Origin of the sequence: Pseudomonas sp. RIT-PI-S, from assembly GCF_025642975.1 — a bacterium.
Taxonomy (GTDB): Bacteria; Pseudomonadota; Gammaproteobacteria; order Pseudomonadales; family Pseudomonadaceae; genus Aquipseudomonas.
In genome coordinates, this window is the sequence record NZ_JANZKJ010000001.1 from 127545 (window position 1) to 151448 (window position 23904).

18 protein-coding genes are annotated in these 23904 nt (G+C 63.2%); 9 read left to right on the forward strand and 9 right to left on the reverse strand.

Annotated features, from left to right (window positions below; all coding sequences use genetic code 11):
- Positions 1 to 215 precede the first annotated feature (215 nt).
- The 4 genes from ptsP (at position 216) to OGL93_RS00595 (ending at position 7400) form a co-directional block, all read left to right on the forward strand.
- Entirely contained in the window at positions 216 to 3080 is a 2865-nt protein-coding gene (ptsP, locus tag OGL93_RS00580; protein WP_263260337.1) for a phosphoenolpyruvate--protein phosphotransferase, read from the forward strand.
- Positions 3080 to 4036, forward strand: a complete 957-nt coding sequence (gene pfkB / locus OGL93_RS00585) for a 1-phosphofructokinase (protein WP_263261082.1) — start codon at positions 3080 to 3082, stop codon at positions 4034 to 4036. Before ptsP ends, pfkB begins: the two co-directional genes overlap by 1 nt.
- On the forward strand, positions 4033 to 5763 hold the full coding sequence (locus tag OGL93_RS00590; protein ID WP_263260338.1) for a PTS fructose-like transporter subunit IIB: 1731 nt from the start codon (positions 4033 to 4035) through the stop codon (positions 5761 to 5763). Before pfkB ends, OGL93_RS00590 begins: the two co-directional genes overlap by 4 nt.
- 83 nt (positions 5764 to 5846) lie before the next feature.
- Positions 5847 to 7400, forward strand: coding sequence for an alkaline phosphatase D family protein (locus OGL93_RS00595; RefSeq protein WP_263260340.1), 1554 nt, complete (start codon positions 5847 to 5849; stop codon positions 7398 to 7400).
- 47 nt (positions 7401 to 7447) lie between these two features.
- On the opposite strand, the gene OGL93_RS00600 is transcribed toward OGL93_RS00595, so the two are convergent.
- Positions 7448 to 9799, reverse strand: coding sequence for a PepSY domain-containing protein (locus OGL93_RS00600; RefSeq protein WP_263260341.1), 2352 nt, complete (start codon positions 9797 to 9799; stop codon positions 7448 to 7450).
- Between the two features lie 85 nt (positions 9800 to 9884).
- On the reverse strand, positions 9885 to 12146 hold the full coding sequence (locus OGL93_RS00605; protein WP_263260343.1) for a TonB-dependent siderophore receptor: 2262 nt from the start codon (positions 12144 to 12146) through the stop codon (positions 9885 to 9887).
- Positions 12147 to 12346: 200 nt separating this feature from the next.
- Here OGL93_RS00605 and OGL93_RS00610 point away from each other — a divergent pair, with 200 nt between their 5' ends.
- The 3 genes from OGL93_RS00610 to OGL93_RS00620 are packed head-to-tail and all read left to right on the forward strand — an operon-like array spanning position 12347 to position 14351.
- Positions 12347 to 13027: a Fe2+-dependent dioxygenase gene (locus OGL93_RS00610; protein ID WP_263260344.1), complete on the forward strand. Its 681-nt coding sequence runs from the start codon at positions 12347 to 12349 to the stop codon at positions 13025 to 13027.
- Positions 13024 to 13791 (forward strand): tetratricopeptide repeat protein, encoded by a 768-nt coding sequence (locus OGL93_RS00615; RefSeq protein ID WP_263260346.1) that lies wholly within the window; start codon positions 13024 to 13026, stop codon positions 13789 to 13791. The genes OGL93_RS00610 and OGL93_RS00615 overlap by 4 nt, the downstream gene beginning before the upstream one ends.
- Positions 13792 to 13829: 38 nt before the next feature.
- A complete protein-coding gene (locus OGL93_RS00620) occupies positions 13830 to 14351 on the forward strand; it encodes a hypothetical protein (RefSeq protein WP_263260347.1) in 522 nt (173 codons plus the stop codon).
- Positions 14352 to 14414: 63 nt separating this feature from the next.
- On the opposite strand, the gene OGL93_RS00625 is transcribed toward OGL93_RS00620, so the two are convergent.
- The 5 genes from OGL93_RS00625 to OGL93_RS00645 form a co-directional block, all read right to left on the reverse strand.
- The gene (locus OGL93_RS00625) at positions 14415 to 15578 is read right to left on the reverse strand and encodes a type III PLP-dependent enzyme (protein ID WP_263260348.1); all 1164 of its coding nucleotides are present in this window, start codon (positions 15576 to 15578) and stop codon (positions 14415 to 14417) included.
- 364 nt (positions 15579 to 15942) lie between these two features.
- Entirely contained in the window at positions 15943 to 17094 is a 1152-nt protein-coding gene (locus OGL93_RS00630) for a betaine/proline/choline family ABC transporter ATP-binding protein (RefSeq protein ID WP_263260349.1), read from the reverse strand.
- Positions 17091 to 17744, reverse strand: a complete 654-nt coding sequence (locus OGL93_RS00635; protein ID WP_263260350.1) for an ABC transporter permease — start codon at positions 17742 to 17744, stop codon at positions 17091 to 17093. Before OGL93_RS00635 ends, OGL93_RS00630 begins: the two co-directional genes overlap by 4 nt.
- Positions 17741 to 18649 carry a glycine betaine ABC transporter substrate-binding protein gene (locus tag OGL93_RS00640; RefSeq protein WP_263260352.1) on the reverse strand — a complete coding sequence of 303 codons (909 nt, stop codon included), beginning with the start codon at positions 18647 to 18649 and terminating at the stop codon, positions 17741 to 17743. Before OGL93_RS00640 ends, OGL93_RS00635 begins: the two co-directional genes overlap by 4 nt.
- Positions 18650 to 18664: 15 nt before the next feature.
- On the reverse strand, positions 18665 to 19384 hold the full coding sequence (locus OGL93_RS00645; RefSeq protein WP_263260353.1) for an ABC transporter permease: 720 nt from the start codon (positions 19382 to 19384) through the stop codon (positions 18665 to 18667).
- 326 nt (positions 19385 to 19710) lie between these two features.
- On the opposite strand from OGL93_RS00645, the gene OGL93_RS00650 reads away from it, so the two are divergent.
- Together OGL93_RS00650 and OGL93_RS00655 are read left to right on the forward strand one after the other, a co-directional pair.
- Positions 19711 to 21294 carry a peptide chain release factor 3 gene (locus tag OGL93_RS00650; RefSeq protein WP_263260354.1) on the forward strand — a complete coding sequence of 528 codons (1584 nt, stop codon included), beginning with the start codon at positions 19711 to 19713 and terminating at the stop codon, positions 21292 to 21294.
- Positions 21295 to 21407: 113 nt separating this feature from the next.
- Positions 21408 to 21734, forward strand: coding sequence for an EthD family reductase (locus OGL93_RS00655; protein WP_263260356.1), 327 nt, complete (start codon positions 21408 to 21410; stop codon positions 21732 to 21734).
- A 27-nt stretch (positions 21735 to 21761) separates the two neighbouring features.
- On the opposite strand, the gene OGL93_RS00660 is transcribed toward OGL93_RS00655, so the two are convergent.
- Entirely contained in the window at positions 21762 to 22340 is a 579-nt protein-coding gene (locus tag OGL93_RS00660) for a histidine phosphatase family protein (RefSeq protein ID WP_263260357.1), read from the reverse strand.
- 64 nt (positions 22341 to 22404) lie between these two features.
- Entirely contained in the window at positions 22405 to 23601 is a 1197-nt protein-coding gene (locus tag OGL93_RS00665; RefSeq protein WP_263260358.1) for an MFS transporter, read from the reverse strand.
- Between the last annotated feature and the right edge of the window lie 303 nt (positions 23602 to 23904).

The following is a 23904-nucleotide window of genomic DNA, read 5'->3' on the forward strand; positions in this document are numbered from 1 at the left end:
TGCTTGCTAGATTAAACGTTTCAGCGTGCTATTTTGTGCGACAAAACTCGGCTTAAACAGTCAGATGTTTGCCGCTGTATTGCAGCCCACTGCCAAGGCTCGTGGCGCAGCGCTGATGCGGCTGTTCCTGCCTTGTAATGAGGATAGCCGCGGCCCGCTGAAACACTCACAACAATACCTGAGCGCCCGTCCAGCGGCGTGATAAGGAGTCAGGCATGCTCGAGCTCACCGCAGAGCAGATTTCCATGGGCCAGGCCGCTGCCGACAAGCCCGCCGCGTTGTGCTTGCTTGCCGAGCAACTGGTGGCCGACGGGTTGGTCGCGCAAGGTTATCTGCAGGGCCTGGAGGATCGCGAAACCCAGGGCTCTACTTACCTTGGCCAAGGTATCGCCATTCCCCATGGCACTCCGGCAACCCGTGATCAGGTGTTTACCACCGGCGTGCGCCTGCTGCAGTTCCCCGAGGGGGTGGACTGGGGCGACGGCCAGCGGGTGTACCTGGCCATTGGTATCGCGGCGAAAACCGACGAGCACCTGCGCCTATTGCAACTGCTGACGCGAGCGCTGGGCGAGACCGACCTCGGAGAAGCACTGCGCCGGGCGAGCACGCCCGAGGCGTTGCTCAAGCTGTTGCAAGGCGCGCCCCAGGCCTTGGCGCTGGATGCCCAAATGGTCGGCCTGGGCCTGCCCGTGGAGGACTTCGAAGAGCTGGTATGGCGGGGGGCGCGCTTGTTGCGCCAGGCCGAGTGCGTGGGCAGCGGCTTCGCCGGCGTGTTGCAGCAAATGGCGCCGTTGCCTCTAGGGGAAGGGCTGTGGTGGCTGCACAGTGAGCAAGGCGTCAACCGGCCAGGCCTGGCGTTCGTGACCCCCGAGCGGCCGGTGCAGCAAGCCGGGCAGGCGGTCAATGGATTGTTCTGCCTGGCGAGCCTGGGCGAGGCCCATGAAGCCCTGCTCGAACGCCTGTGCGCTTTACTGATCGCCGGGCGCGGCGAAGAGCTTTTCCATGCAGCGAACAGCCGGGCCGTGCTTGAGGTGCTAGGGGGCGATATCCCGCCAGACTGGCCTAGTGCGCAAGTGACCCTCGCCAACGCCCACGGCCTGCATGCGCGCCCGGCCAAAGAGCTGGCGCAGCTGGCAAAGGGTTTCGAGGGCGAGATCCAGATCCGCCTGTTGGGCAGCGGCGAGGCGCCGGTGTCGGTGAAAAGCCTCAGCCGCTTGCTCAGCCTCGGTGCCCGTCGGGGCCAGGTGCTGGAGCTGGCCGCCGAACCAAGCATCGCCGCCGATGCCTTGCCGGCGTTGGTGGCAGCCATCGAGCAGGGCCTTGGCGAGGATGTACAGCCGCTGCCGCTGGCCACCCCGGCACAATTGATAGCAAGCCCTGGCGCATCGGCCGAGCTGCCGGCGCCCGCCGCGGGCACCGTGCTACAGGCGGTGCCCGCAGCTCCGGGCATCGCCATCGGCCCGGCCTACGTGGAAGGCCCTGGGCAGTTCAGTTACCCCGCGACGGGCCAGGCACCGGCGCTCGAGCGCCAGCGTCTAGACGGTGCCATCGATGAAGTGCGGCGAGACCTTCAAAGCTTGGTGGAGCGCGGTAGCGCGCAGGCCATTCGCGATATTTTCGTCACCCACCTGGAAATGCTCGACGACCCTGCCCTGATCGAGGAGGTCGGCCAGCGCCTGCGCCAGGGCGCGAGCGCTGCCGCGGCCTGGGTGGCGGTGATCGAAGCGGCGGCGCAGCGCCAGGAAGGCCTGCGTGACGCTTTGCTCGCCGAGCGCGCGGCGGACCTGCGTGACATTGGCCGCCGGGTGTTGGCGCAGCTTTGTGGCGTGGAACTCAGCCGCGCCCCGAGCGAGCCTTACGTATTGGTCATGGACGAAGTGGGCCCCTCCGACGTTGCCCGGCTGGACCCAGCCCAGGTAGCTGGCATTCTCACCGCGCGCGGCGGCGCCACTGCCCATAGCGCCATCGTCGCCAGGGCATTGGGCATTCCCGCGGTGGTCGGGGCGGGCGAGGCGGTGCTGCGCATTGCAGCCGGTACGCCTTTGCTGCTCGACGGCCAGCGTGGCCTGGCCACGATTGCGCCCGAACACACCGTGCTAGAGCGCGCCCGCGTGGAGCGGGACCAGCGGGCGACCCGGCTGGCCGCTGCGGCCGAGCGGCGCCATGAGCCGGCAATGACCGGTGACGGCCACAGGGTCGAGGTTTTCGCCAATGTGGGCGAGGCCGTGGCGGTTGAGGGCGCGGTAGAGCAGGGCGCCGAAGGCATCGGCCTGCTGCGCACCGAGCTGATATTCATGGCTCACCCGCAAGCGCCGGACGAAGCCACCCAGCGCGCCGAGTACCAGCGTGTGCTGGAGGCATTGGGCGGTCGCCCATTGGTGGTGCGCACCCTCGATGTAGGCGGCGACAAACCTTTGCCGTACTGGCCGATACCGGCCGAGGCAAACCCTTTCCTCGGCGTGCGCGGCATTCGCCTGACCCTGCAGCGCCCCGACGTCATGGAAACCCAGTTGCGCGCGCTGTTACAGGCAGGGCGCGGCCGGCCCCTGCGGATCATGTTCCCCATGGTGGCCACGGTTGAGGAGTGGCGCCAGGGGCGAGACATGCTCGAGCAATTGCGGCGCGAACACCCGGTGGAAGACTTGCAGGTCGGCATCATGATCGAAGTGCCTTCCGCCGCGCTGCTAGCGCCGGTGCTGGCGGCCGAGGTGGACTTCTTTAGCGTTGGCACCAATGACTTGACCCAGTACACCCTGGCCATCGACCGAGGCCATCCCACGCTGTCGGCTCAGGCCGATGGGCTGCACCCAGCAGTGTTGCAGCTGATCGATATCACCGTTCGCGCCGCCCATGCCCACGGCAAGTGGGTGGGCGTGTGCGGCGAGTTGGCCGCCGACCCGCTGGCGGTGCCGGTGCTGGTAGGGCTAGGGGTGGATGAATTGAGCGTGTCGGCGCGCAGTATCGCTGAAGTGAAGGCCGTGGTGCGCGGCTTGACCCTGGCTACATCTCAGGGCTTGGCGCGTCGGGCATTGGCCGCGGCGAGCGCCGGTGAAGTGCGCGCGTTGATGGAGAAAGCATGATGGCAAGGATTCTTACAATCACCCTGAACCCGGCGCTGGACCTGACCATTGAGCTGCCGACCCTGCGCCTGGGCGAAGTCAACCGGGGCGAAGCCTTGCACGTTCACGCTGCCGGCAAGGGCCTGAATGTCGCCCAGGTACTGGCTGATCTAGGTCATCAGCTAACGGTGGCGGGCTTTCTGGGCAGCGATAACAGCGAACGCTTCGAGGCGCTGTTCCGCCAGCGCGGTTTCATCGATGCGTTCATCCGTGTGCCGGGGGAAACCCGCCGCAACCTCAAGCTCGCCGAGCACGATGGGCGGGTCACCGATGTCAACGGCGCCGGCCTACAGGTGCCTGCTCACGCCCAGGCGGCATTGTTGCAGCGCCTGGCCGAGATTGCCCCAGGCCATGACCTGGCGATCGTCGCCGGCAGTTTGCCCCAAGGCGTAAGCCCGCAGTGGCTGCAACAGTTGCTCGAAGCACTGCGCGCGCTGGGCTTGCCCGTGGCCTTGGACACCAGCGGCGCTGCGTTGCGCGCAGGCCTCGCCTGCCAGCCGTGGCTGATCAAGCCCAACACCGAGGAGTTGGCGCAAGTGCTCGACGCCCCGGCGGAAGAGCTTCAGCACCAGGCCACCGCGGCCAAAGCCTTGCACGCACGCGGCATCGAACATGTGGTGATTTCCCAGGGCGCCCAAGGCGTGAGCTGGTTCACTCCCGGCGGTGCCTGGCATGCGTTGCCGCCAACAGTGGCGGTCGCCAGCACCGTGGGCGCCGGAGATTCACTCCTGGCCGGCATGGTGCATGGCTTGCTCAGCCACGCTTCGGCGGAAAGCACCTTGCGCACGGCCACAGCGATCGCCGCCATGGCGGTCACGCAAATCGGCTTCGGCATTCCCGATCACGCAGCCCTGGCCAGGTTGGAAAGCGGCGTGCACGTAAGTCCAATGGCGGCATTCGCGGAGGTGGCCCAATGAAACTCGCTATTATCACGGCCTGCCCCGGCGGGCGTATTTCCAGTGTGCTCAGTGCCCGCCTGCTCGATGGCGCGGCGCAGCGTCGCGGCTGGAGCACCTGCGTGGAAATCCACGATCCGCAGCACCCGGAACGGCACTTGTCGCCGCTCAATATCGAAGAGGCGGACTGGGTGCTGGTGGTGAACAGCGGCCCACTGGACCTGGCCCGGCTGCGCGGCAAGCGGGTCTACCAGAGCACCCCGGCCGAAGCGCTGGGCAATGTGGATGCCTTCCTTGATCGTGCCTTGGCCGAGGCGCGCGCCTATGAGCCGGCTGCCGCGCCCGAGCCACAGCCCACTGCGCACCAACCGCGGCTGGTGGCGATCACCGCATGCCCCACCGGCGTTGCCCATACCTTTATGGCCGCCGAGGCATTGCAGCAGGCCGCTCTGCAACTGGGCTATTCCTTGAAAGTGGAAACCCAGGGTTCGGTGGGTGCACGCAACCCATTGAGTGCTGAGGACATCGCGGCGGCCGACGTGGTGTTGCTGGCCTGCGATATCGAAGTAGCGGCCGAACGCTTCGCCGGCAAGCGGATTTTCCGCTGCGGCACTGGGGTGGCGCTCAAGCAGGCCAAGGGCATCCTCCATAAGGCGCTGGCCGAGGCACAGGTTGAGAGTGCCGGTAGCGCCACTGGTGCCGCCCCGGCACGCCAGGAAAAGCGTGGGGTGTACAAGCACCTGCTTACCGGCGTCTCGTTCATGTTGCCGATGGTAGTTGCCGGTGGCTTGCTGATCGCGCTGTCCTTCGTGTTCGGCATCGAGGCGTTCAAGGAGCCCGGTACCTTCCCCGCCGCGCTCAAGCAGATAGGCGACGCGGCCTTCACCCTGATGGTGCCGCTGCTGGCCGGGTACATCGCCTGGTCCATCGCCGACCGCCCTGGCCTGGCGCCCGGAATGATCGGTGGGTTGCTGGCCAGCACCTTGGGCGCGGGCTTTATCGGCGGGATACTCGCGGGGTTCATCGCAGGCTACAGCGCCAAGGGTATCAACCGTGCGGCCAAGCTGCCGGCCAGCCTGGAGTCGCTCAAGCCCATTTTGATCATTCCGCTGCTCGCCAGCCTGCTCACCGGGCTGGTGATGGTGTATGTGGTGGGCGGGCCTGTGGCCCGCATGCTCCACTCGCTGACCGAGTTCCTCAACAGCATGGGCACTACCAACGCTGTGCTGCTGGGCATCGTACTGGGTGGCATGATGTGCGTGGACCTCGGCGGGCCGATCAACAAAGCGGCCTATGCGTTCTCTGTGGGCTTGCTGGCCAGCCAGACCACCGCGCCGATGGCCGCGACCATGGCGGCGGGGATGGTCCCGCCGATCGGCCTGGGTATTGCCAGCCTGCTGGCCCGCCACAAGTTCGCGCAAAGCGAGCGCGAAGCCGGCAAGGCCGCGATCATCCTGGGCCTGTGTTTCATTTCCGAAGGGGCCATTCCGTTCGCTGCCAAAGACCCACTGCGGGTGATCCCCGCGTGCATGCTCGGCGGCGCGCTCACCGGCGCGCTGTCGATGTACTTTGGCTGCAAGCTGGTAGCGCCGCATGGCGGGCTGTTCGTGCTGTTGATCCCTAACGCCATGAACCACGCGCTGTTGTACCTGATAGCCATCCTTGCAGGCAGCCTGCTAACAGCCCTGGCTTATGCGGTGCTGAAGAAAACCGAGGGGGCCGGGCTGGCGGTGGCCGAAGCCGCCTGAGGCAGCGCAGCAGCGGAGGGGTACACGCTGCTGTCATCTTTTTACCGTTAATTAGGCTCCTTCATAGCCCGAAGGAGCCTGCCATGAGCCCATTTCCCATTGCCCGCCGCCGCTTGTTGCAGGGGGTAGGCGCAGGCCTGTTGCTGCCCGGCCTGGCACCGGCGGTGCTGGCCTCGGTCAAGGACCGCCCGCAACTCACCGATGGCGTGCAATCCGGCGACCCGCTCGGCGACCGGGCGATGATCTGGAGCCGCTGCGATCGCCCGGCCAAGATGATGGTGGAGTGGGACACCCGTAGCGTGTTCAGCCAGCCGCGGCGGGTGATGTCAGGCCTGGTGGACGCCAGCAGTGACTTTACCGGGCGGGTAGAGCTCACCGGCTTGCCTGCCGGCCAGGCCATTTTCTACCGCGTGTGGTTCGAGGATGCCAACACGGGCGTGGCCAGCGAACCGTGGTTCGGCCACTTGCGCAGCGTGCCGGCCCAGGCCCGCGATATTCGCTTCGTCTGGAGTGGCGATACCGTGGGGCAGGGCTTCGGTATAAACCCTGATATCGGCGGGATGCGCATTTATGAGGCGATGCGCCTGCGCCTGCCAGATTTTTTTATCCACAGCGGCGACACTATCTATGCGGACTCCCCGGTTCCGGCGCAGCTCACCACCGAGGATGGGCGGCTATGGCGCAACGTCACCAGCGAGTCGAAGAGTAAGGTGGCCGAGACGCTGGCTGACTATCGCGGCAACTATCGCTACAACCTGATGGATGAGAACGTTCGGCGGTTCAACGCCGAGGTGCCGCAGATCTGGCAATGGGACGACCACGAAGTAGTGAACAACTGGTCACCCAGCAAGCAACTGGACAACCGCTATCACACCCAGGACATCCAGCAACTGGTGGCTCCGGCGCGCCAGGCCTGGTTGGAGTACGCACCCATGCGTCCGCAGCAGGCCGACAGCGGCAGGCGTGTATACCGGCGCATCGGTTATGGCCCGGCCCTGGATGTGTTCGTGCTGGACATGCGCAGCTATCGCGGCGGCAACGATGCCAACCTGGGCGAGGTGATGAACGCTGATAGCGCCTTCTTGGGCCGCGCGCAGCTGGACTGGCTCAAGGCCGAGCTGGCGGCTTCCAAGGCGCAGTGGAAGGTGATTGCCGCAGACATGCCGATTGGCCTGGGCGTGCCGGACGGCGAAGTAAGCCCTGGCGTCGGCCGCTGGGAGGCCATCGCCAACGGCGACAATGGCCCGGCCAAGGGGCGCGAGCTGGAGATTGCCGAGCTGCTGGGCCACTTGCGCCGCCAGCAGGTACGCAACACGGTGTGGCTCACTGCCGATGTGCATTATTGCGCGGCCCACCATTACCACCCCGACCGTGCGGCATTCCAGGATTTCGAGCCCTTCTGGGAATTCGTGGCCGGGCCGCTGAATGCTGGCAGCTTCGGCCCAAACCCGCTGGACCTTACCTTTGGGCCGGAGGTGGTATTCCAGAAAGCGCCGCCTGCGCAGAACACCTCACCGTTCGCCGGCTATCAGTTCTTCGGTGAGGTGAACATCGCAGCGCAGAGCGGCGAGTTGACCGTCACCCTGCGCGACCTTGATGGCGTCGCGGTGTTCGAGCGCACTTTGCCGCCAGTGTGACGCCAGCCGACCTCTGTGAGAGCAGGCGCCAACCCGCAAACTGGGCGCTAATAAACATCCCGGCGGTAGCGGCCACTTTCCATCAAGCCTTCCACCGCCGCATCCCCGAGCAGTTCGCGCAGGGTGTGATCAACCTCTTGTGCCATGCCTTCCAGGCTGCCGCACAGATAGATCGCGGCGCCGTCGGCCAGCCAGTGCCGCAGGCCAGTTGCCGCCTCGCGCAGCACATGTTGCACGTAGCGTTTTTGCGCCTGATCGCGGGAAAACACCGGGTCCAGCCGCGCTAGATCGCCCTGTGCGGCCCAGGCGGACAGCTCGGTTTCGAAGTAGAAGTCCGTCGCTTGGTTACGCTCGCCGAAAATCAACCAGTTGCGCCGCTGCCCGGCGTCAATGCGCGCCTTGAGCAGGCTGAGCAAGCCGGCCAGGCCACTGCCATTGCCGATTAGAATCAGCGGCCGGTCATCGTCAGGTAGGTGGAAGTTACTGTTGCGCCGCAACCGGACGTCGATGCCGCTGCCTGGGGTGACCTGCGTGGTCAGCCAGCCGGAGCACAGCCCCAGCGCGCCGTTTGCCAGGCGATGCTGGCGCACCAGCAGGCGTAAGGTGCCCTCGCTTGGCAGCGAAGCGATGGAGTAGGCCCGCGGTTGTGTCGCCAACGGTTGACCAGGGGGGATCACTTCCAGCAAGTCCCCAGCCTCCCAGTGCGCACCCGCGGGAGGCGCGAGCTCCAGCAGGAACAACGGCGCGCCTGCGCTACCCGGGTTGAGCAGGCTGCGCTCGACCAACGGCCATGGCTCGATCATAGGCGGCCCAGCATGCTTATCACCCACTGCGCAATGGCGGCTCAAGGCATGCTGCCAGCGTTGCAGGCTGGCCGTATCGGCGTTGTCTACTTCCACCGGCGGGAACAGCGCCTGGGCCCCCTGGCTATCGAGCCAACTGCCCAGCCGTCGGCCGAAGCCGCAGAAATCGTCGTAGCTGCGGTCGCCCAGCGCAAGCAGGCCGTACTGCAACTGGGGCAGGGGCCATTGCCGCGCCGCCAGTTGCTTCTCGAACAGGCGGGCGGCGTCGGGCGCCTGGCCGTCGCCGAAGGTACTAACCACGAACAGTGCCTGCCGCGCGGCCTTGAGATCGCTCTCGCTCACCGCGCCTAGGCTGATCACGCGGGCACCCTGGCCGCTCGCCTGAAGTTGGGCAGCGGCCTGCCAAGCCAGTTGTTCGGCCAGGCCGCTCTGGCTGGCGAAGGCTACCAGCCAGCCTTCGCGCTGACCGTCCAGGCCTTGGCTGCTGAGGCGTACATGGCGCGCCTTGCGCCGGCGGTCCAGGTACAACAACCAGCCGGTCACGAAAAACAGCGGCATGCACAGGCTGGCGGCAGTCATCAGCAAGCGGCCGGGCAGCCCAAAAAAGCTACCGGTGTGCACTGCATAATTGCTCGTGAACAGCTGCTCGCCGAGCCCCTGAGCGGCATACCGTTCATGCTTGAGCACAGCGCCGGTAAGCGGGTCGAGCTCCATCGGATTGAAAGCACGATCGTGCGGCGAGCTGGTTAACAGGTAAAAGGCATTCGCGGGTTGGCCGGGCGCCGCCGGCAGGCGCAGGTTGAAGCTGCTCAGGTCCGGCCCCGCGGCCTGGCGGATGGACTGCCAGATAGCGTCTACGTTTGCCTGCGGCGCAGCCCCGGAGGCAACGCGGCCGCGCCGCTCTGCGCCCTGGTGTTGCATCGACGTGCCCGTGAGCAGGCGCGAGGCGCCGTCGCGGAACCAGTCATAAGACCAAATCAGCCCCGTGCAGGCGGCCACCAGGTAAAACAGCAGGCACCAGGTACCCGCCACGGCGTGCAAGTCCCAGTGGAAGGCCCGCCCACGCTTGGCCCAGTTGAGGGTCAACCAGGCCCGCCAGGCCAGCGCCTTTCTTGGCCAGCGCAGGTACAAGCCAGACGCACAGAAAAACAGCAGCACCAGGGTACAGGCGGCGGTGATCTGCTTGCCGATTTCGCCCACAGCCAGGAAGCGGTGAAGCTGCAACACGAAACCGAAGAACGCCTGCCCCGATACCCGCCCCTGCAGGTTGCCGGTAAAGGGGTCGAAGTAGCGTTGCGGGCCGCGCCGCTCGCCGGGCGCCGGCGCGTAAAATACCTGCGAGGCCTGGCCGCTGGTGGTATCGATCCACAGCCCGTTGACCTTGCCCGGGTATTGCGCCTCCAGCCGCTCGATCAGTTGGGAGGGCGGCAGTACGCCGGCCTCGCGCACTTGCACTTTTAGTGTGGAAGGGTTGAGCGCCAGGAGGATCTCTTCCTGAAACGAATACAGCGCCCCCGTGATGCCCATCAGCGATAGCACCAGGCCCGCGGAAATCCCGAACAACCAATGAAGCTGGAAAATCGTTTTCTTGAACACGTGGCCTGCCTGCTGGCGATTCTCAAGAAGCTGAACAGCAAAAACCCCGCTGACCGAAGTGAGCGGGGTACGCCGGGCTTGGGGGTTAGAAGTGGAAGTTGGTGCTCAACAGCACTGTGCGCCCCGCAGCCTGGCTCGCGAAGTGCGAAGCATAGGCCTTGTCGTAATAGGTTTTGTCGGTGAGGTTCTGCACGTTGAGCTGGAAGTCCAGATGCTTGTTCAGCTTGTAGGCCGCCATTGCGTCATAACGAGTGTACGACGGCACGTAGACGGTGTTGCCTGCGTCCCCGAACACTTGATCCACATAGAACGCGCCGCCGCCGATGGTTACCTTCGGCATCAACTGATAGGTCGTCCAGAGGCTGGCGCTGTTTTTCGGGGTGTTAGGCATCTCGTTACCCGAATATTGCGCAGCGCCCGCGGTGACCGCGCCGTTACGGCCCGTGAGGCCAGCGTTGACCAGTTCGCTGTCCAGGTAGCTATAGCCCGCGAAGACCTGCCACTTGTCGGTGATCTTGCCGCTGGCCGACAACTCGACGCCGTCTACGCGGGACTTACCAGCGTTCTGGTAGGTATTGGCATCCACCAGGATGCGCGTGTTGTCTTTTTCAGTGCGGAAGATTGCAGCAGTAAGGGATACGCGTTCGTTGAACAGGTCCCACTTGGTGCCGATCTCGTAGTTCTTCGTGGTTTCCGGCTCAAGGTCGCTGGACACCACGCCTGTGACCAGCGGGTTGCCTTCGGAACCGTCGCCGATCAGCCCGCCTGGCGGGGTGGCCGAGGTGGCGAAGGAGGCGTAGATGCTGCCGTTTTCTGCCGGCTTGTAGGTGATGCCCGCCTGCCAGTTCCAGAAGTTGCTCTCATTGGTGGCTTGGGTGGTCGCCGAATGGGAGGTGGTATCGAAGCTGTCGTAGCGAGCGCCCAGGTTGAGCAGCCATTGCGGGTCCAGCTCGATGGTGTCGAAGGCGTAGAGCGAGCGGGTGTCGGCTGCGGTTTCGGTGGTTGCCCGGTTACGGGTGATGGTGCCGCCGTAGTTGTCGTCCGGGTTCGGGTTGCTCAGCGAGGTGCAGTTGCCCGATACGCTATTGCCGTTGCCGGTGGGCGAGCAGTTGGTTAGCGCACTGGTGCTGTAGGTGTAGCCACTCACCCGAGTTTTCTCACGGGTCAGTTCCAGGCCGGTGGAGTAGCTGTTCTTGAAGCCCAAGGCATGGAACTCGCCAAACAGGTCGGTCTGGTTGGTGGTGGTTTCGGTCACCGACACCCGCGAGTTGGCGCGGCGCCATACGGTGCCGTATTGGCTCACGTTGCGCTTGCTGTCGTCCGGCTGGGTGAGGATGTAGTCCTGCCCGGTGTTGCCGTGGCGCAGGGTGTTCTTCAACGTCATACCGTCGTTGAAGTCATGTTCGAAGGCGATGGTGCTGATATCCGCGCGTGTCTTGCGGAAATCTCGGTCTTTGAGGCCGTAGAAGTTATCGCTGTCACCGCCGTCGTTCGGCTTGTCGTGCACGTGCGCGGTGGCGGTTCTGGACGAATACCCATAGGGGATGCCGGAATCTGGCAGGTCGTCGCTTTCCAGGTGGTAATAGCTCAGGTTCAGCCGGGTATCGGTACCCAGGCCGAACGTTACCGAAGGTGCGACGCCCCAACGGTCATAGTCGATCGCGTCACGGCCGGCGACGTTTTGCTCGTGGCTCATCAAGTTGAGGCGGAAGGCTGCGGTATCGAGGAATTTGCGGTTCACGTCGAGGGTGTAGCGGCGGGTCTGGTCGGAGCCATAGACGAAACCGCCATCGAGGAAGTCGTAGTCCTTGGGCAACTTGCTTACCAGGTTAAGGCTACCACCGGCGCTGCCGCGGCCGCCGAACGCCGAGTTCGGGCCCTTGCTGATCTCAATCGATTCGATGTCGAAGATTTCACGGCTCTGGGCGCCAGCGTCGCGCACACCGTCTATATACGTATCGCCCTGGGCATCGAAGCCGCGAATGATCGGCCGGTCGCCCTGTGGGTTGCCGCCTTCGCCAGCGCCGAAGGTGATGCCTGGCACGGTACGCAAGGCGTCCTGCAGGTTAAGGGCAGCGGTGTCTTTGATGACTTGTTGTGGCACCACCGTTACAGCACGGGGCGTGTCGCGCAGAGGGGCGGTGTACTTCTGCGAGGCGGATTGTTCGGTCTGGTAGGAATCGGCCGGGGCCTGTTCGGTGACCGAGGTCGCGCCTAGTGTGATGGCCTTGTTGTCCGCCTCGGCGGCCTGGGCCATCTGAGCGGCGGACACGGTGCTGATGGCTACCCCTACAGCGGACGCGAGCAGCCGCGGCGAGCCGTGGAATTGTTTGTATTGGCGTGACATCGGAAACCTCCCCAGGTGTGAGGCGGCGCAGAATAGGGCAAACGCTTATTGGTATCAATTGAGAAATAATGCTATTTGCGCCTGCTTTACATTCTTTACATTTGGGCCCCGAGGCGGTCGTTTTGCCAAAACGAAGCACCGCTTGCCGAAGTTAAGTGGGAATCAATATCATTGCGCCCTGTTCGCTCGAGGCCCCCCGCATGATCATCCAGATTCCCGCGCTGTTCACTGCGCAAGAAGTGGCTCGCATCCGTGAGGCGCTGGCGGCGGCCGACTGGGCCGACGGCAAGCTCACCGCCGGTTATCAATCGGCCAAGGCCAAGCACAACCTGCAGTTGCCCGAGAGCCACCCGCTGGCGAGGGAAATCGGCAGTGCTCTGCTCGAACGCCTCTGGGCGAGCCCGCTGTTCCTGTCCGCAGCGCTGCCGCACAAGATCTTCCCGCCGTTGATCAATTGCTATCGGGATGGCGGCAGTTTCGATTTCCACATCGACAACGCCGTGCGTCAACCGCGTGGTGGCGGCGAGCGGCTGCGCACGGACCTATCCTCCACGCTATTTCTCAGTGACCCGGCGGACTACGACGGTGGTGAGCTGGAGATCCAAGACACCTTCGGCACCCAGGCGATCAAGCTCGCCGCCGGTGACCTGCTGCTGTACCCCGGCACCAGCCTGCACAAAGTGCGGCCAGTGATACGCGGCGCGCGTTACGCGGCGTTCTTCTGGACCCAAAGCCTGGTGCGTGAAGACGCCCAGCGAGCATTGCTGTTCGAGATGGACGGCGCGATCCAGGCGTTGACCGCAGACGTGCCCGAGCATCCGTCGTTGCTGCGGCTGACCGGGACCTACCACAACTTGCTGCGCCGCTGGGTGGACGTATGAGCGGCTGGACGCTTCGTCGCGAAGACGCCCTGGACAGCGCCTCGTTGCAGGACCGCTTGGCCGAGTCGCCGGCGCGCGCCGCGCAAGCCATCCTTGCCGCGGCGGCCGCCGGGGCGATAGACGCTCAGGCGCTGCTGGGGCAAATCCTGCTCGACGGCCGCGGCATCGAGCGCGACCCGCCGCTGGCCTTGCGCTGGTTTGCCATCGCAGCGCAGGCGGGGCACCTGATGGCGATGAACATGCTTGGCCGTTGCCACGAGCACGGTTGGGGCTGCGAAGCCAATCCTGCTCTGGCCGCCCAGCATTATCGTGCGTGTGGCGAGCGCGGGCTGGACTGGGGCTTGTATAACCTGGCAAACCTGCTGGCCACCGGCCGGGGCGTGGCACGCGATGACGTGGCTGCCGTGGGCTGCTACCAGCGCGCGGCGCACATGGGCCATGCCAAATCCATGAACCTCTACGGGCGCTACCTGGAAGAGGGGCAGGTAGTGCCCAAGGATGAACCGGCTGCCCATCGTTGGTATCGACGGTCGGCCGAAGCCGGGGACTTTCGCGGCCAGTTCAGCCATGCCGGTGTGTTGATCAGCGCCGGCCAGCTTGAGGAAGGCCTGGTTTGGCTGGAGAAAGCGCGCAAGGGTGGGCATGGCCGTTTCCGTGCAGTCGCGGCCGCGGCCCTGGCCCAGGCGCGGCAGCCTGAGGTACGTGCGCTGGCGGCTGTCTGGCGCAGCGAGGAAACCTTTGCCGGTTCCGGTCAAACCGCCTAGCAGCAAGCATCCCGGCTCCAACCAAAAGGAGCCACACCATGACGCAACCCTACACACAGGCACTGTCCTTCGTCGCCACCCTTGAGGTGCTCAATACCGATGCGCCTGGGCCCGTGGGCACTTGGGAGATCCAAGGCACCAGCAGCCATGGAACCACCCTTTGGCATGGTGGCAGTTGGCTGACCAGCAACGGCCGCACCGATCGCCCAGCCCAGCGTTTCTGGTTCGGCGCGGTGGAGTTTGCCGACACCGGCACGCTGTTCGAGATCCGCCTGTGGCGCAGCCGCGGCCCGGAAAATAACGTGCGGGTAGAAATAAGCCGCAATGGCTACCTTGGGTTGTATCCACTGACCCCGGCGATCGGCCCATTTTTCCGGTTGGAGCAGCGGGGTGAACAGGTGCATATCGAGACGGTCGATGGTCGGCCACTGCGGGTCGGCTACGACCATTCGGCTTGGACGACCGGCCGCAAGGGGCATTACCTGAACCTGGAGCATGGCCCCGTCGCAGAGTTCGCGATGCAGATCATCGAAGGCGCGGTCGCTGAGCCGGAGGCGTGATAGTAGGCAATGGCGCCTACCACATTCGCGGCCGGGGCTACCCGACCGTGAATGTGCCGGGATTTACAGGTAGTAAGACTTCAACGGTGGGAACCCATTGAATTCCACAGCGCTGTAACTGGTGGTGTATGCGCCGGTCGACAGCCAATACAAACGATCGCCGCTAGCCAGGTTCAGCGGCAAGCCGTATTTGTAGTGTTCGTACATGATGTCGGCGCTGTCACAGGTTGGGCCGGCAATCACCACTTCCTCGACTTCGCCGTGCTTCTCGACCCAGATCGGAAACTTGATCGATTCGTCGGTGGTTTCGATCAGCCCGGAGAACTTGCCCACGTCCGTATAGACCCAGCGCTCGACCGCGGTGCGGGACTTGCGCGCCACCAGCACCACTTCGCTGACGAGGATGCCTGCGTTGGCAATCAGCGAACGGCCGGGTTCGAGGATGATTTCCGGCAGGTCGTCGCCGAAGTCTTCCTTGAGGAAACGGATGATTTCCTCGGCATAGGTTTCTAGGCTGTTGGTGCGGGTGATGTAGTTGGCCGGGAAGCCGCCGCCCATGTTGATCAGCTTCAGCTCGATGCCGTCTTCGGTTTTCAGGCGCTCGAAGATCACCTTCACTTTGGCGATGGCGGCGTCCCACACACTGATATCGCGCTGCTGCGAGCCTACGTGGAAGGACACGCCATAAGGCACCAGGCCCAGATCGCGGGCGAGGATCAGCAGGTCCATGGCCATGTCGGTCTGGCAGCCGAACTTGCGCGACAGCGGCCAGTCTGCCGTGGTGGAGCCTTCGGTGAGAATGCGCACATACACCTTGGAGCCCGGCGCCGCCTTGGCAATGTTGCGCAGGTCGGCCTCCGAATCGGTGGCGTACAGGCGCACGCCTTTTTCATAGAAGTAGCGGATGTCCTTGGATTTCTTGATGGTGTTGCCGTAGCTGATGCGCTCCGGGCCCACGCCGCGCCCCATCACTTTATCCAGCTCATAGATCGACGCGATGTCGAAGCTCGAGCCTTTGTCGCGCAACAGGTCGATGATCTCGACAGCCGGGTTGGCCTTCACCGCGTAGTACACCTTGGCAAATTCGAAACCCGCGCGCAGGTCGTCGTACGCCTGGCTGATGATCTGGGTATCGATCACCACGAACGGGGTTTCCTGGGTGTCGGCGAAAGCCTTCATTTTCTGGAAGGTTTCGCGAGGGTAGTAATCTTCGACCTTGATCGTCATACAAAGCACTCCTCGGGCAAGCGTGAATGAAAGTGGCTGAACTGAACGCCCTCCGTATCCCCACTTTGGTTCGCCTACTTCCCAAGGCACGTCGCCGAAAGCAAAAAGGCCACGCCGTGGGGGAGTGACCTTGCTGTCTCGTCGTCAGTACTTGAGCCGGATGGATCGTTTCCAGCATGGACGTTCGGCGCGCACTGTAGGACGTGGCAAAGCCAAGATCAACAAAAAATGTCGCGTTTAAATAAATTAAACGTCGCATTTAAATAAATTAAACACAGGGGGGAACGGTCTCCTTGAATAACGACTGACCGTTCAGCCCGATGTTCCGGGTGTTCCGCGATGGGCGCGGGCGGAGCCTGCGAACTCAAGCATGCTCCGCCGGCGACACGATGCTGGTTTTCATCCCCCGCGAGCGTCCAGAGCTAAGGTAGGCGGCGATGGATTCCTGAGTCACCTCCCCAAGGAATACGTTTTCCGCGCTCAGTACCGGCAGCCATGACCGGTTCAGTTCATACATGCGCGACAGCAGGATGCGTAGGTGTTCATCGTAGGCAGCCGTGCCGTTGAACGGCCGTAGATAGGCCGCGCAATGGCCCTGTTGACGGTGCAGGTCGCGCCGACGCACATAGCCAAGGCCGCGGTTATCGGCATCGGTGACTACCACGTAGCGCCGGTCGTGCTCGTCCATCAGCTCTAGCGCTTCGCTCACCAGCGTGGCCGGGCTTACCGAGGGCGCGTTGTCGGCGGCGTCTTCGGCTTTCACCAACAACAGGCGTTTGAGGGTGCTGTCCTGGCCGACGAAGTTGCTGACGAAATCATCCACCGGATGCGCCAGCAGGGTATCTGGGTGGTCGAGTTGCAACAGCTTGCCGGCTCGGAAAATCGCAATCTTGTCGCCCAGCTTGAGCGCCTCGTCGATGTCATGGCTGACCATGATCACCGTCTTGTTGAGCGCCCGCTGCATCTCGAAGAACTCGTTCTGGATCATCTCGCGGTTGATCGGGTCCACGGCGCCGAAGGGTTCGTCCATCAACAGCAAGGGCGCGTCCGCGGCCAGCGCCCGTATCACGCCGATCCGCTGTTGTTGGCCGCCGGAAAGTTCTCGGGGGTAACGGCTCAGGTACTGCTTGGGCTCGAGCTTGATCATGTTCATCAGCTCGCGGGCCCGTTCCCGGCAGCGGTTTTTGTCCCAGCCCAGCAGGCGCGGCACCACGGTGATGTTTTCTTCGATGGTCATGTTGGGAAACAAGCCGATCTGCTGGATGACATAGCCGATCGTGCGGCGCAGGGTCACCTCATCCAGCGCGGTAGTGTCTTCGCCGTTGATCAATACCTTGCCTGAGGTGGGCTCGATCAACCGGTTGATCATCTTCAAGGTGGTGCTCTTGCCGCAGCCCGAAGGCCCCAAGAACACGCAGATCTCGCCTTCATTGACGGTAAGGCTTACCGCGTCCACGGCACGTACTTGCTTGCCTTTGCTGTTGAAGGTCTTGGTCAGGTTCTGAAGTTCGATCATTTGAGCAGCCCCTTGGGAGTCAGCGAGCGTTGCAGCCATTGCAGCAGGAGGTCGGCGATGATGGCGAGCAGGCTCACCAGTACCGCGCCGACGATCAACATGGGCATGTCGCTGCGGCTGATGGACGTCAGGATAAGTACACCGAGGCCGCCGGCCCCGATAGTGGCGGCGATGGTCATGACGCCGATGTTCATCACCACGGCAGTGCGAACCCCAGCCAGGATGACCGGCACCGCGATGGGCAGTTCGACCATGCGCAGACGCTGGCCGAAAGTCATGCCAATGCCCTTGGCGGCTTCCCGGATGCCTGGCTCGACGCTGGTCAGCGCCAGGTAGGTGTTGCGCAAGATCGGCAGCAGGGAATAAAGAAAGACGGCGGTAATAGCCGGCAAGGGCCCTAGGCCTTGGCCGAACTTGGAATAGAAGGGCAACAGCAAGCCGAACAGGGCGATGGAGGGGATCGTTAGCAATACCGTGGCGGTCGCCTGGAGCGGGCCGGCCAGCGCCGGGAAACGCGTCATCAGGATCCCTGCCGGCACACCGACGAGGATCGCCAGGCTTACCGCAATGCCTACCAACATCACGTGCTGGCCGGTCAGCTCGAGCACTTGCTGCCAATCGATAAGGTAAAAGGTCGCCAGCAGGTTCATTGCGCCTCCTTCAGCTCAGGGTGCTCGGCCAGAAAGGCCTCGGCCACTGCGCCGGGGTTCTGGTGTTCGACGTCCACTTGGGCGTTGAGCCGGCGCATGGTGGAGTTGTCGAGCAACTCGGCCAGTGGCTTGAGCAGGCTGGCCAATTGCGGGGAGTGATCCAGCACGGCCTGGCGCACCACCGGCGCGGCGGTGTAATCGGGGAAATAATGACGGTCGTCTTCCAGCACCTTGAGCTTGAACGCATCCAGGCGACCGTCCGTGGTGTACACCAGGCCGGCGAACACCTGGCCATTGCGCAGGGCGGTGTACACCAGGCCTGCGTCCATCTGGCGGATGTCGCGGCGGCCGAAGGTCAGGCCGTACGCCTGCGTCAGCCCAACGAGGCCATCCGGGCGGTTGGCGAACTCGGTGTCCAGCGCAAGCACATGGCTTTCATCCGCGTTGCGCTGCACCTGGGCATTTAACTGGCTGATGCTGTTGATCTGCGGGTAACGCTGGGCAATCTTGTCGGGGAGGGCGAGGGCATAGGTGTTGTTGAACTTGGAAGGGGCCAGCCACACCAGCCCCTTGCGCGCGTCCAGGGCCTTGACCCGGGCATAGGTAGCCGCGCTGTCGAGCTTTTCGTCGATGTGGTTGTAAGACACCAGCGATACACCGGTGTACTCCCACAGCAGGTCAAGCTGCCCGCTCTCCTGCGCGCTGCGGGCAATGTTGCTGCCTAAACCGCCAGTGATCTGCGTGCGCAACCCTTTGCTTTCAAGGTACTTGGAGGTAAGCGTGGCCAGAAGGGTTTGCTCGGTGAAAACCCGCGCGCCGATGCGCAGCACGGGGGTGGCGTCCGTTGCTTGGGCAACGCCCGAGAACAGTAGGGCTGCCGCCAGCAGCCAGCCTGATTTGGTCATGTGCGGGTCCTTGTGTCAGCGGGCAGGGGCCAGGCCGCGTTCCAGCCAGGTGCGGCTGACCAGCAGCACCAAGCCGTCGAGCAGCAATGCCAGCAATGCGGTGCAGGCAGCTCCCAGCAGCAGTTGCGAAGGGTTGTTCAGGGCGATGCCGGGGAAGATCAGGCTGCCCAGGCTATTGGCGCCGATCAAGAACGACAGCGGCGCGGTGCCCACATTCAAGGCCAACGCTACACGTATGCCACCGACGATGATCGGCACGGCGTTGGGCAGTTCCACCTGCCACAGTACCTGGCGTGGGGTCATGCCGATGCCGGTGGCGGCCTCCTTGAGCGAGGCGGGCACGTTTTTCAAGCCTTCGTAAGTGTTGCGCACAATCGGCAACAAGGAGGCAAGGAACAGCGCCAGGATGGCCGGGCCATTGCCGATGCCGAGGATACCCAGGGCGATGGCGAGTACGGCCAGGGGCGGGACGGTGTTGCCGATATTGAACACTTGCATCAGCCGCTCCGCCTGCCGCGCCATGGCGGGGCGGCTAAGGAGCACGCCGGCAGGAAGGCCGATCACCAGGGCGGCCAGCATGGACGCCAGCACCAACAGCAAGTGGGCTTGCAGGTAGAACAGCAGGTCATCTTGGTAGTGCCGGACGGTGTCGATACCGATCCAGTGAAGCAGCAGGGCCAGGACGGCGAGCACAGCGGCGCACCCCACCAGGCCCGTTCCGTAGCGTGTGGCCACAGACGTCTCCTGTTTTTTCCAGTCTGCGCCATGGCAGCCTTGGCCCGGGACGTGGCGGGCGGCCGACAATGGCGCGAAAAGCGGCCCCGTCGCGGCCCTGCAATGGGGCCGGAAGAACCATGAGCACGACCCCGTCAGGTCGAAAAAGCCAAATGTTTCAACTACGTAAGCGAAGCGGCTACGTGTTAATGGACGGCTCCATCGTTTTAAAGGTTCCCATAACGAACGGCTCAGGGCCACCCGGAATATGCCCGACGGTTCAGTCCAAGGGCCGTTCTGAGCTATAATCCGTGCCCTTTTTTTGTTCAGCTCCCGGGCGATTTTCCATGACCCAGCAGGCCGCCGAAGTCGCGAAGCGCCGTACCTTCGCAATCATTTCTCACCCCGACGCCGGTAAAACCACCATCACCGAAAAGCTGCTGCTGATGGGCAAGGCGATCGCGGTGGCCGGTACGGTGAAATCGCGTAAATCCGACCGCCACGCGACCTCGGACTGGATGGAAATGGAAAAGCAACGGGGCATCTCCATCACCACCTCGGTGATGCAGTTCCCCTATCGCGATCACATGATCAACCTGCTCGACACCCCGGGCCACGAAGACTTCTCCGAAGACACCTACCGCACCCTGACCGCGGTGGACTCGGCGCTGATGGTGCTCGACGGCGGCAAGGGCGTGGAGCCGCGCACCATCGCCTTGATGGACGTGTGCCGCCTGCGCGACACGCCCATCGTCAGCTTCATCAACAAGCTGGACCGGGACATCCGCGACCCTATCGAGCTGCTAGACGAAATCGAGGCCGTGCTCAAGATCAAGGCCGCGCCTATCACCTGGCCAATCGGTTGCTACCGGGACTTCAAGGGCGTTTACCACCTCGAGGGCGACTACATCATCGTCTACACCCCTGGCCACGGCCACGAGCGCACCGAGGTGAAGATCATCGAAAAGCTCGACTCCGATGAAGCCCGTGCTCACCTGGGTGATGAGTATGAACGTTTCATCGAGCAACTGGAGCTGGTGCAGGGCGCTTGCCACCCCTTCGATGCCGACGAATTCATCAACGGCCAGTTGACCCCCGTGTTCTTCGGCACCGCCTTGGGCAACTTCGGCGTGGACCACGTGCTCGACGCCGTGGTGAACTGGGCTCCGCGCCCGCTGCCGCGGGTGGCTAACGAACGCACCGTAGAGCCGACCGAAGAGAAGTTCACCGGTTTCGTGTTCAAGATCCAGGCGAACATGGACCCCAAGCATCGCGACCGTATCGCCTTCATGCGCATTTGCTCCGGCAAGTACGACCAAGGCATGAAGCTGCGCCACGTGCGCCTCGGCAAGGACATGCGGGTGGGCGATGCGCTGACCTTCTTCTCCTCGGAGCGTGAGCAACTGGTGGAAGCCTATGCGGGCGACATCATCGGCTTGCACAACCACGGCACCATCCAGATTGGCGACACTTTCAGCGAAGGCGAAAACCTGGGCTTCACGGGCATTCCGCACTTTGCGCCGGAGCTGTTCCGTCGGGTCCGCCTGAAGGACCCGCTCAAATCCAAGCAACTCCGCCAGGGCTTGCAACAGTTGGCGGAGGAGGGCGCCACCCAGGTGTTCTTCCCCGAGCGCAGCAACGACATCATTCTCGGCGCTGTGGGTGTGCTGCAGTTCGACGTGGTCGCCAGCCGCCTGAAGGAGGAATACAAGGTGGAATGCGCCTACGAGCCGATCACAGTGTGGTCCGCCCGCTGGATTGCCTGCGACGATAAGAAGAAGCTCGAGGAATTCAAGAACAAGGCGGTGGAGAACCTGGCCATCGACGGCGGTGGTCACCTGACCTATCTGGCGCCCACCCGGGTGAACCTGGCGGTGATGGAAGAGCGCTGGCCAGATGTGAAATTCCACGCCACTCGCGAGCACCATTAAGCCGCGGGCCAGGCAAGCTGCCGGCGAAGTAGGTGAAGCCTGCGAGCCGGCTGCTGTGGTATTCGCGCTTCATGGCCTATGCTGGAGCCCTTATCTGTTCATAAGGGCTCCACATGATCAAAGTCTGCGTGCTGTACCCCAACGCTGAAGGCGTGACCTTCGACTACCCCTACTACCTCGATAAGCACATGGCGCTGGTGCGCTTGCGCCTGGGCGCCAGCCTGATAGCCGACAGCGTGGAAAAAGGCCTGGGGGGCGGGGCCCCACAAAGTGCGGCGCCTTTCGTTACGATCTGCAGCCTCTACTTCGAAACCCTGGAAAGCTTCAAGCAGGCCATGGGGGCCCATGGCGCGGAGCTCAATGCCGACGTTCCTCATTTCACCAATGCTACCCCGCTGACCCAGATCAGCGAAGTGCTGGTGGAGCGCCCGGCGCGTTAAGCCCTACCCCCTCCGAAACCGCCCGCCCTAAGCGGGCCGAGGTTCCGCCGTTGGCAGCAAGCTGACCGCACGCATTCTCCATCGGCCGTTGAAGCTCAGGGTCACGGCGGCCAATGGCTCGATGTCGATGACATGCAGGGCAGCCGGCGGGCACCCCAGCACATGCATGAGTGCGCAGCGCATTACGTAAGGGTGAGTGACCGCAACGACCTGGCCAGTGCCGCTGAGCGCGCCCAGCCATGCGCAGGTGCGTTGGTACACCGCCTGCAGTGACTCACCACCGTGGGGTGCGGCTTGCCAGTCTTGCATCCATAGCGCCAGGGCTTCAGGTTCGCCCGCAGCCACCTCATCGATGCTGACGCCTGCCCAGCGGCCGAAGTCGCAATCGCGCAACGCCGGTTCAACCTCGCATTGGCTTGAAAACAGTGCGGCCGTGTCGCGTACTCGTTGTTCCGGCCCTTGCAGAAACCGCGTTCGCCTGGGAAAGCGCCCGAGGCGATAGGCGCTAGCCGGTGCATCGAGCTCCGCCGGCTCGTCAGCCGGGAAGCGGGCCTGGCGTTGGGCCGCCGTGCCGCCGTGAGCTATCAGGGTTAAACGCAAGGCCATATCCAAGTTCCATGATGCAATTGGGCAAAGCGTACACTGCGCACGCTGTACCTTTTTAGCGTGGTTATCCAGCCGCGCTCGGCGCCGCCAGCTTCGCCCCTACCCGATACAACATCCCGCCCACCACGATGAACGCGCAGAGCATCACGAATATCCACGGCGCGGGTGCCACCGCCAGCAGCCATCCACATAGGATCGGCCCCAGGGCAGCACCTAGGCTCGAGAGGTTTTGCGCGCCGTAGTACATGCCACGTAGATGGTCGGGTGCGATGCGGTCGATAAACATGTATTCGGCGGGGAATACGATAATCTCGCCAAGGGTGAACACGGCCATCGACAGTGCCCAATGCAAGGGTGTACTGGAAAAGGCAAAGCCGAGAACGCCCGCCAGGAACAACCCCAACCCCGCCATCAACCAGGCTTCGAGTTTATCCGCCGCCACTCGCCGGCCGATCACGTATTGCAGCGCTACCACGACCACGGCATTCACCGCCACCAGCGTGCTGATGATCGGGTAAGCGGCCTCGGCGCTACTGGTAACCACCAGGTATTGGGACAGATAAGCCGTGAACTGCCCGAAGACCACCGCGCTCAACAGCCCGCCCAACGTGAAGAACACCAGGCGGCGGTCGTTGAGCAGCACACGCCCAACGGCAAGGAACCCTATCGGGGGCTGAAACCTGGCGCTGTCCTCACGGCGGCGTTCACCATACAGGGCATAGGCAACTAATAACGCGAGCCCGAGCGATGCCGACACCATGAACGGCAATTTCAGGTACGCCTTTGAAAGCCAAGCCCCGAGAAACGGGCCGAGGGCATACGCGATATTGATCAAGGTGTAGCGAATGGAAAATGCCCGGCCTTGCTCACCTGAGGTTAACAGCCGTCCGAGTGCCGCCTTGACCACTACATCCATGGCCGAATAAGCGAAGTTGAATGTCACCAGGAACCCAAAAAAGACTCCCAGGTGTTCGGTGACGCACATGCCGGCAAACCCTGAAATGAACAACCCGGTATAGGCCAGGACAAGCCGGTAACTGCTCAGGTGATCGCTGAGATAACCCCCGTATACGCTCAGCACCGAGCCGCAAATGAGCGCACCCCCGATCAGGCTGCCGATCGCGCCGATATTCAAGCCGAAGGTAGCCGCGAGGTAGATCACTAAAAAGGGCAGTGTGATTGCTCGCCCCAGGGTAAGCGTGAACGACGCGGTCAAAAGAAGTTTGACCGGCAAGGGGTAATGCTTGAATACCGTGATCATCCATATCACTCGGCAATGGGAAGATAAAGCGTAACGCTGCAGGGTGCTTAAAGCGCACATATGCCGGCCGCGATGATAAGAGAAAACACCAGAGTGCCCACTGATTTTTGCCAGTAATACTAAAACAGTGGCGTCTTATTGTTGCAGAACACCCTGCGTTATGTAGCGGGATCTGGCATTTTGCACGGTCTTTTGTTGCGCGCGAATCATTAAGTCATTGTTTTTAAGTAAAACGAACGAAACGTCGCCCTGGCACGTCCACTGCAATGCTACGAATGGATGGACTTATTGCTAACTAAAAAA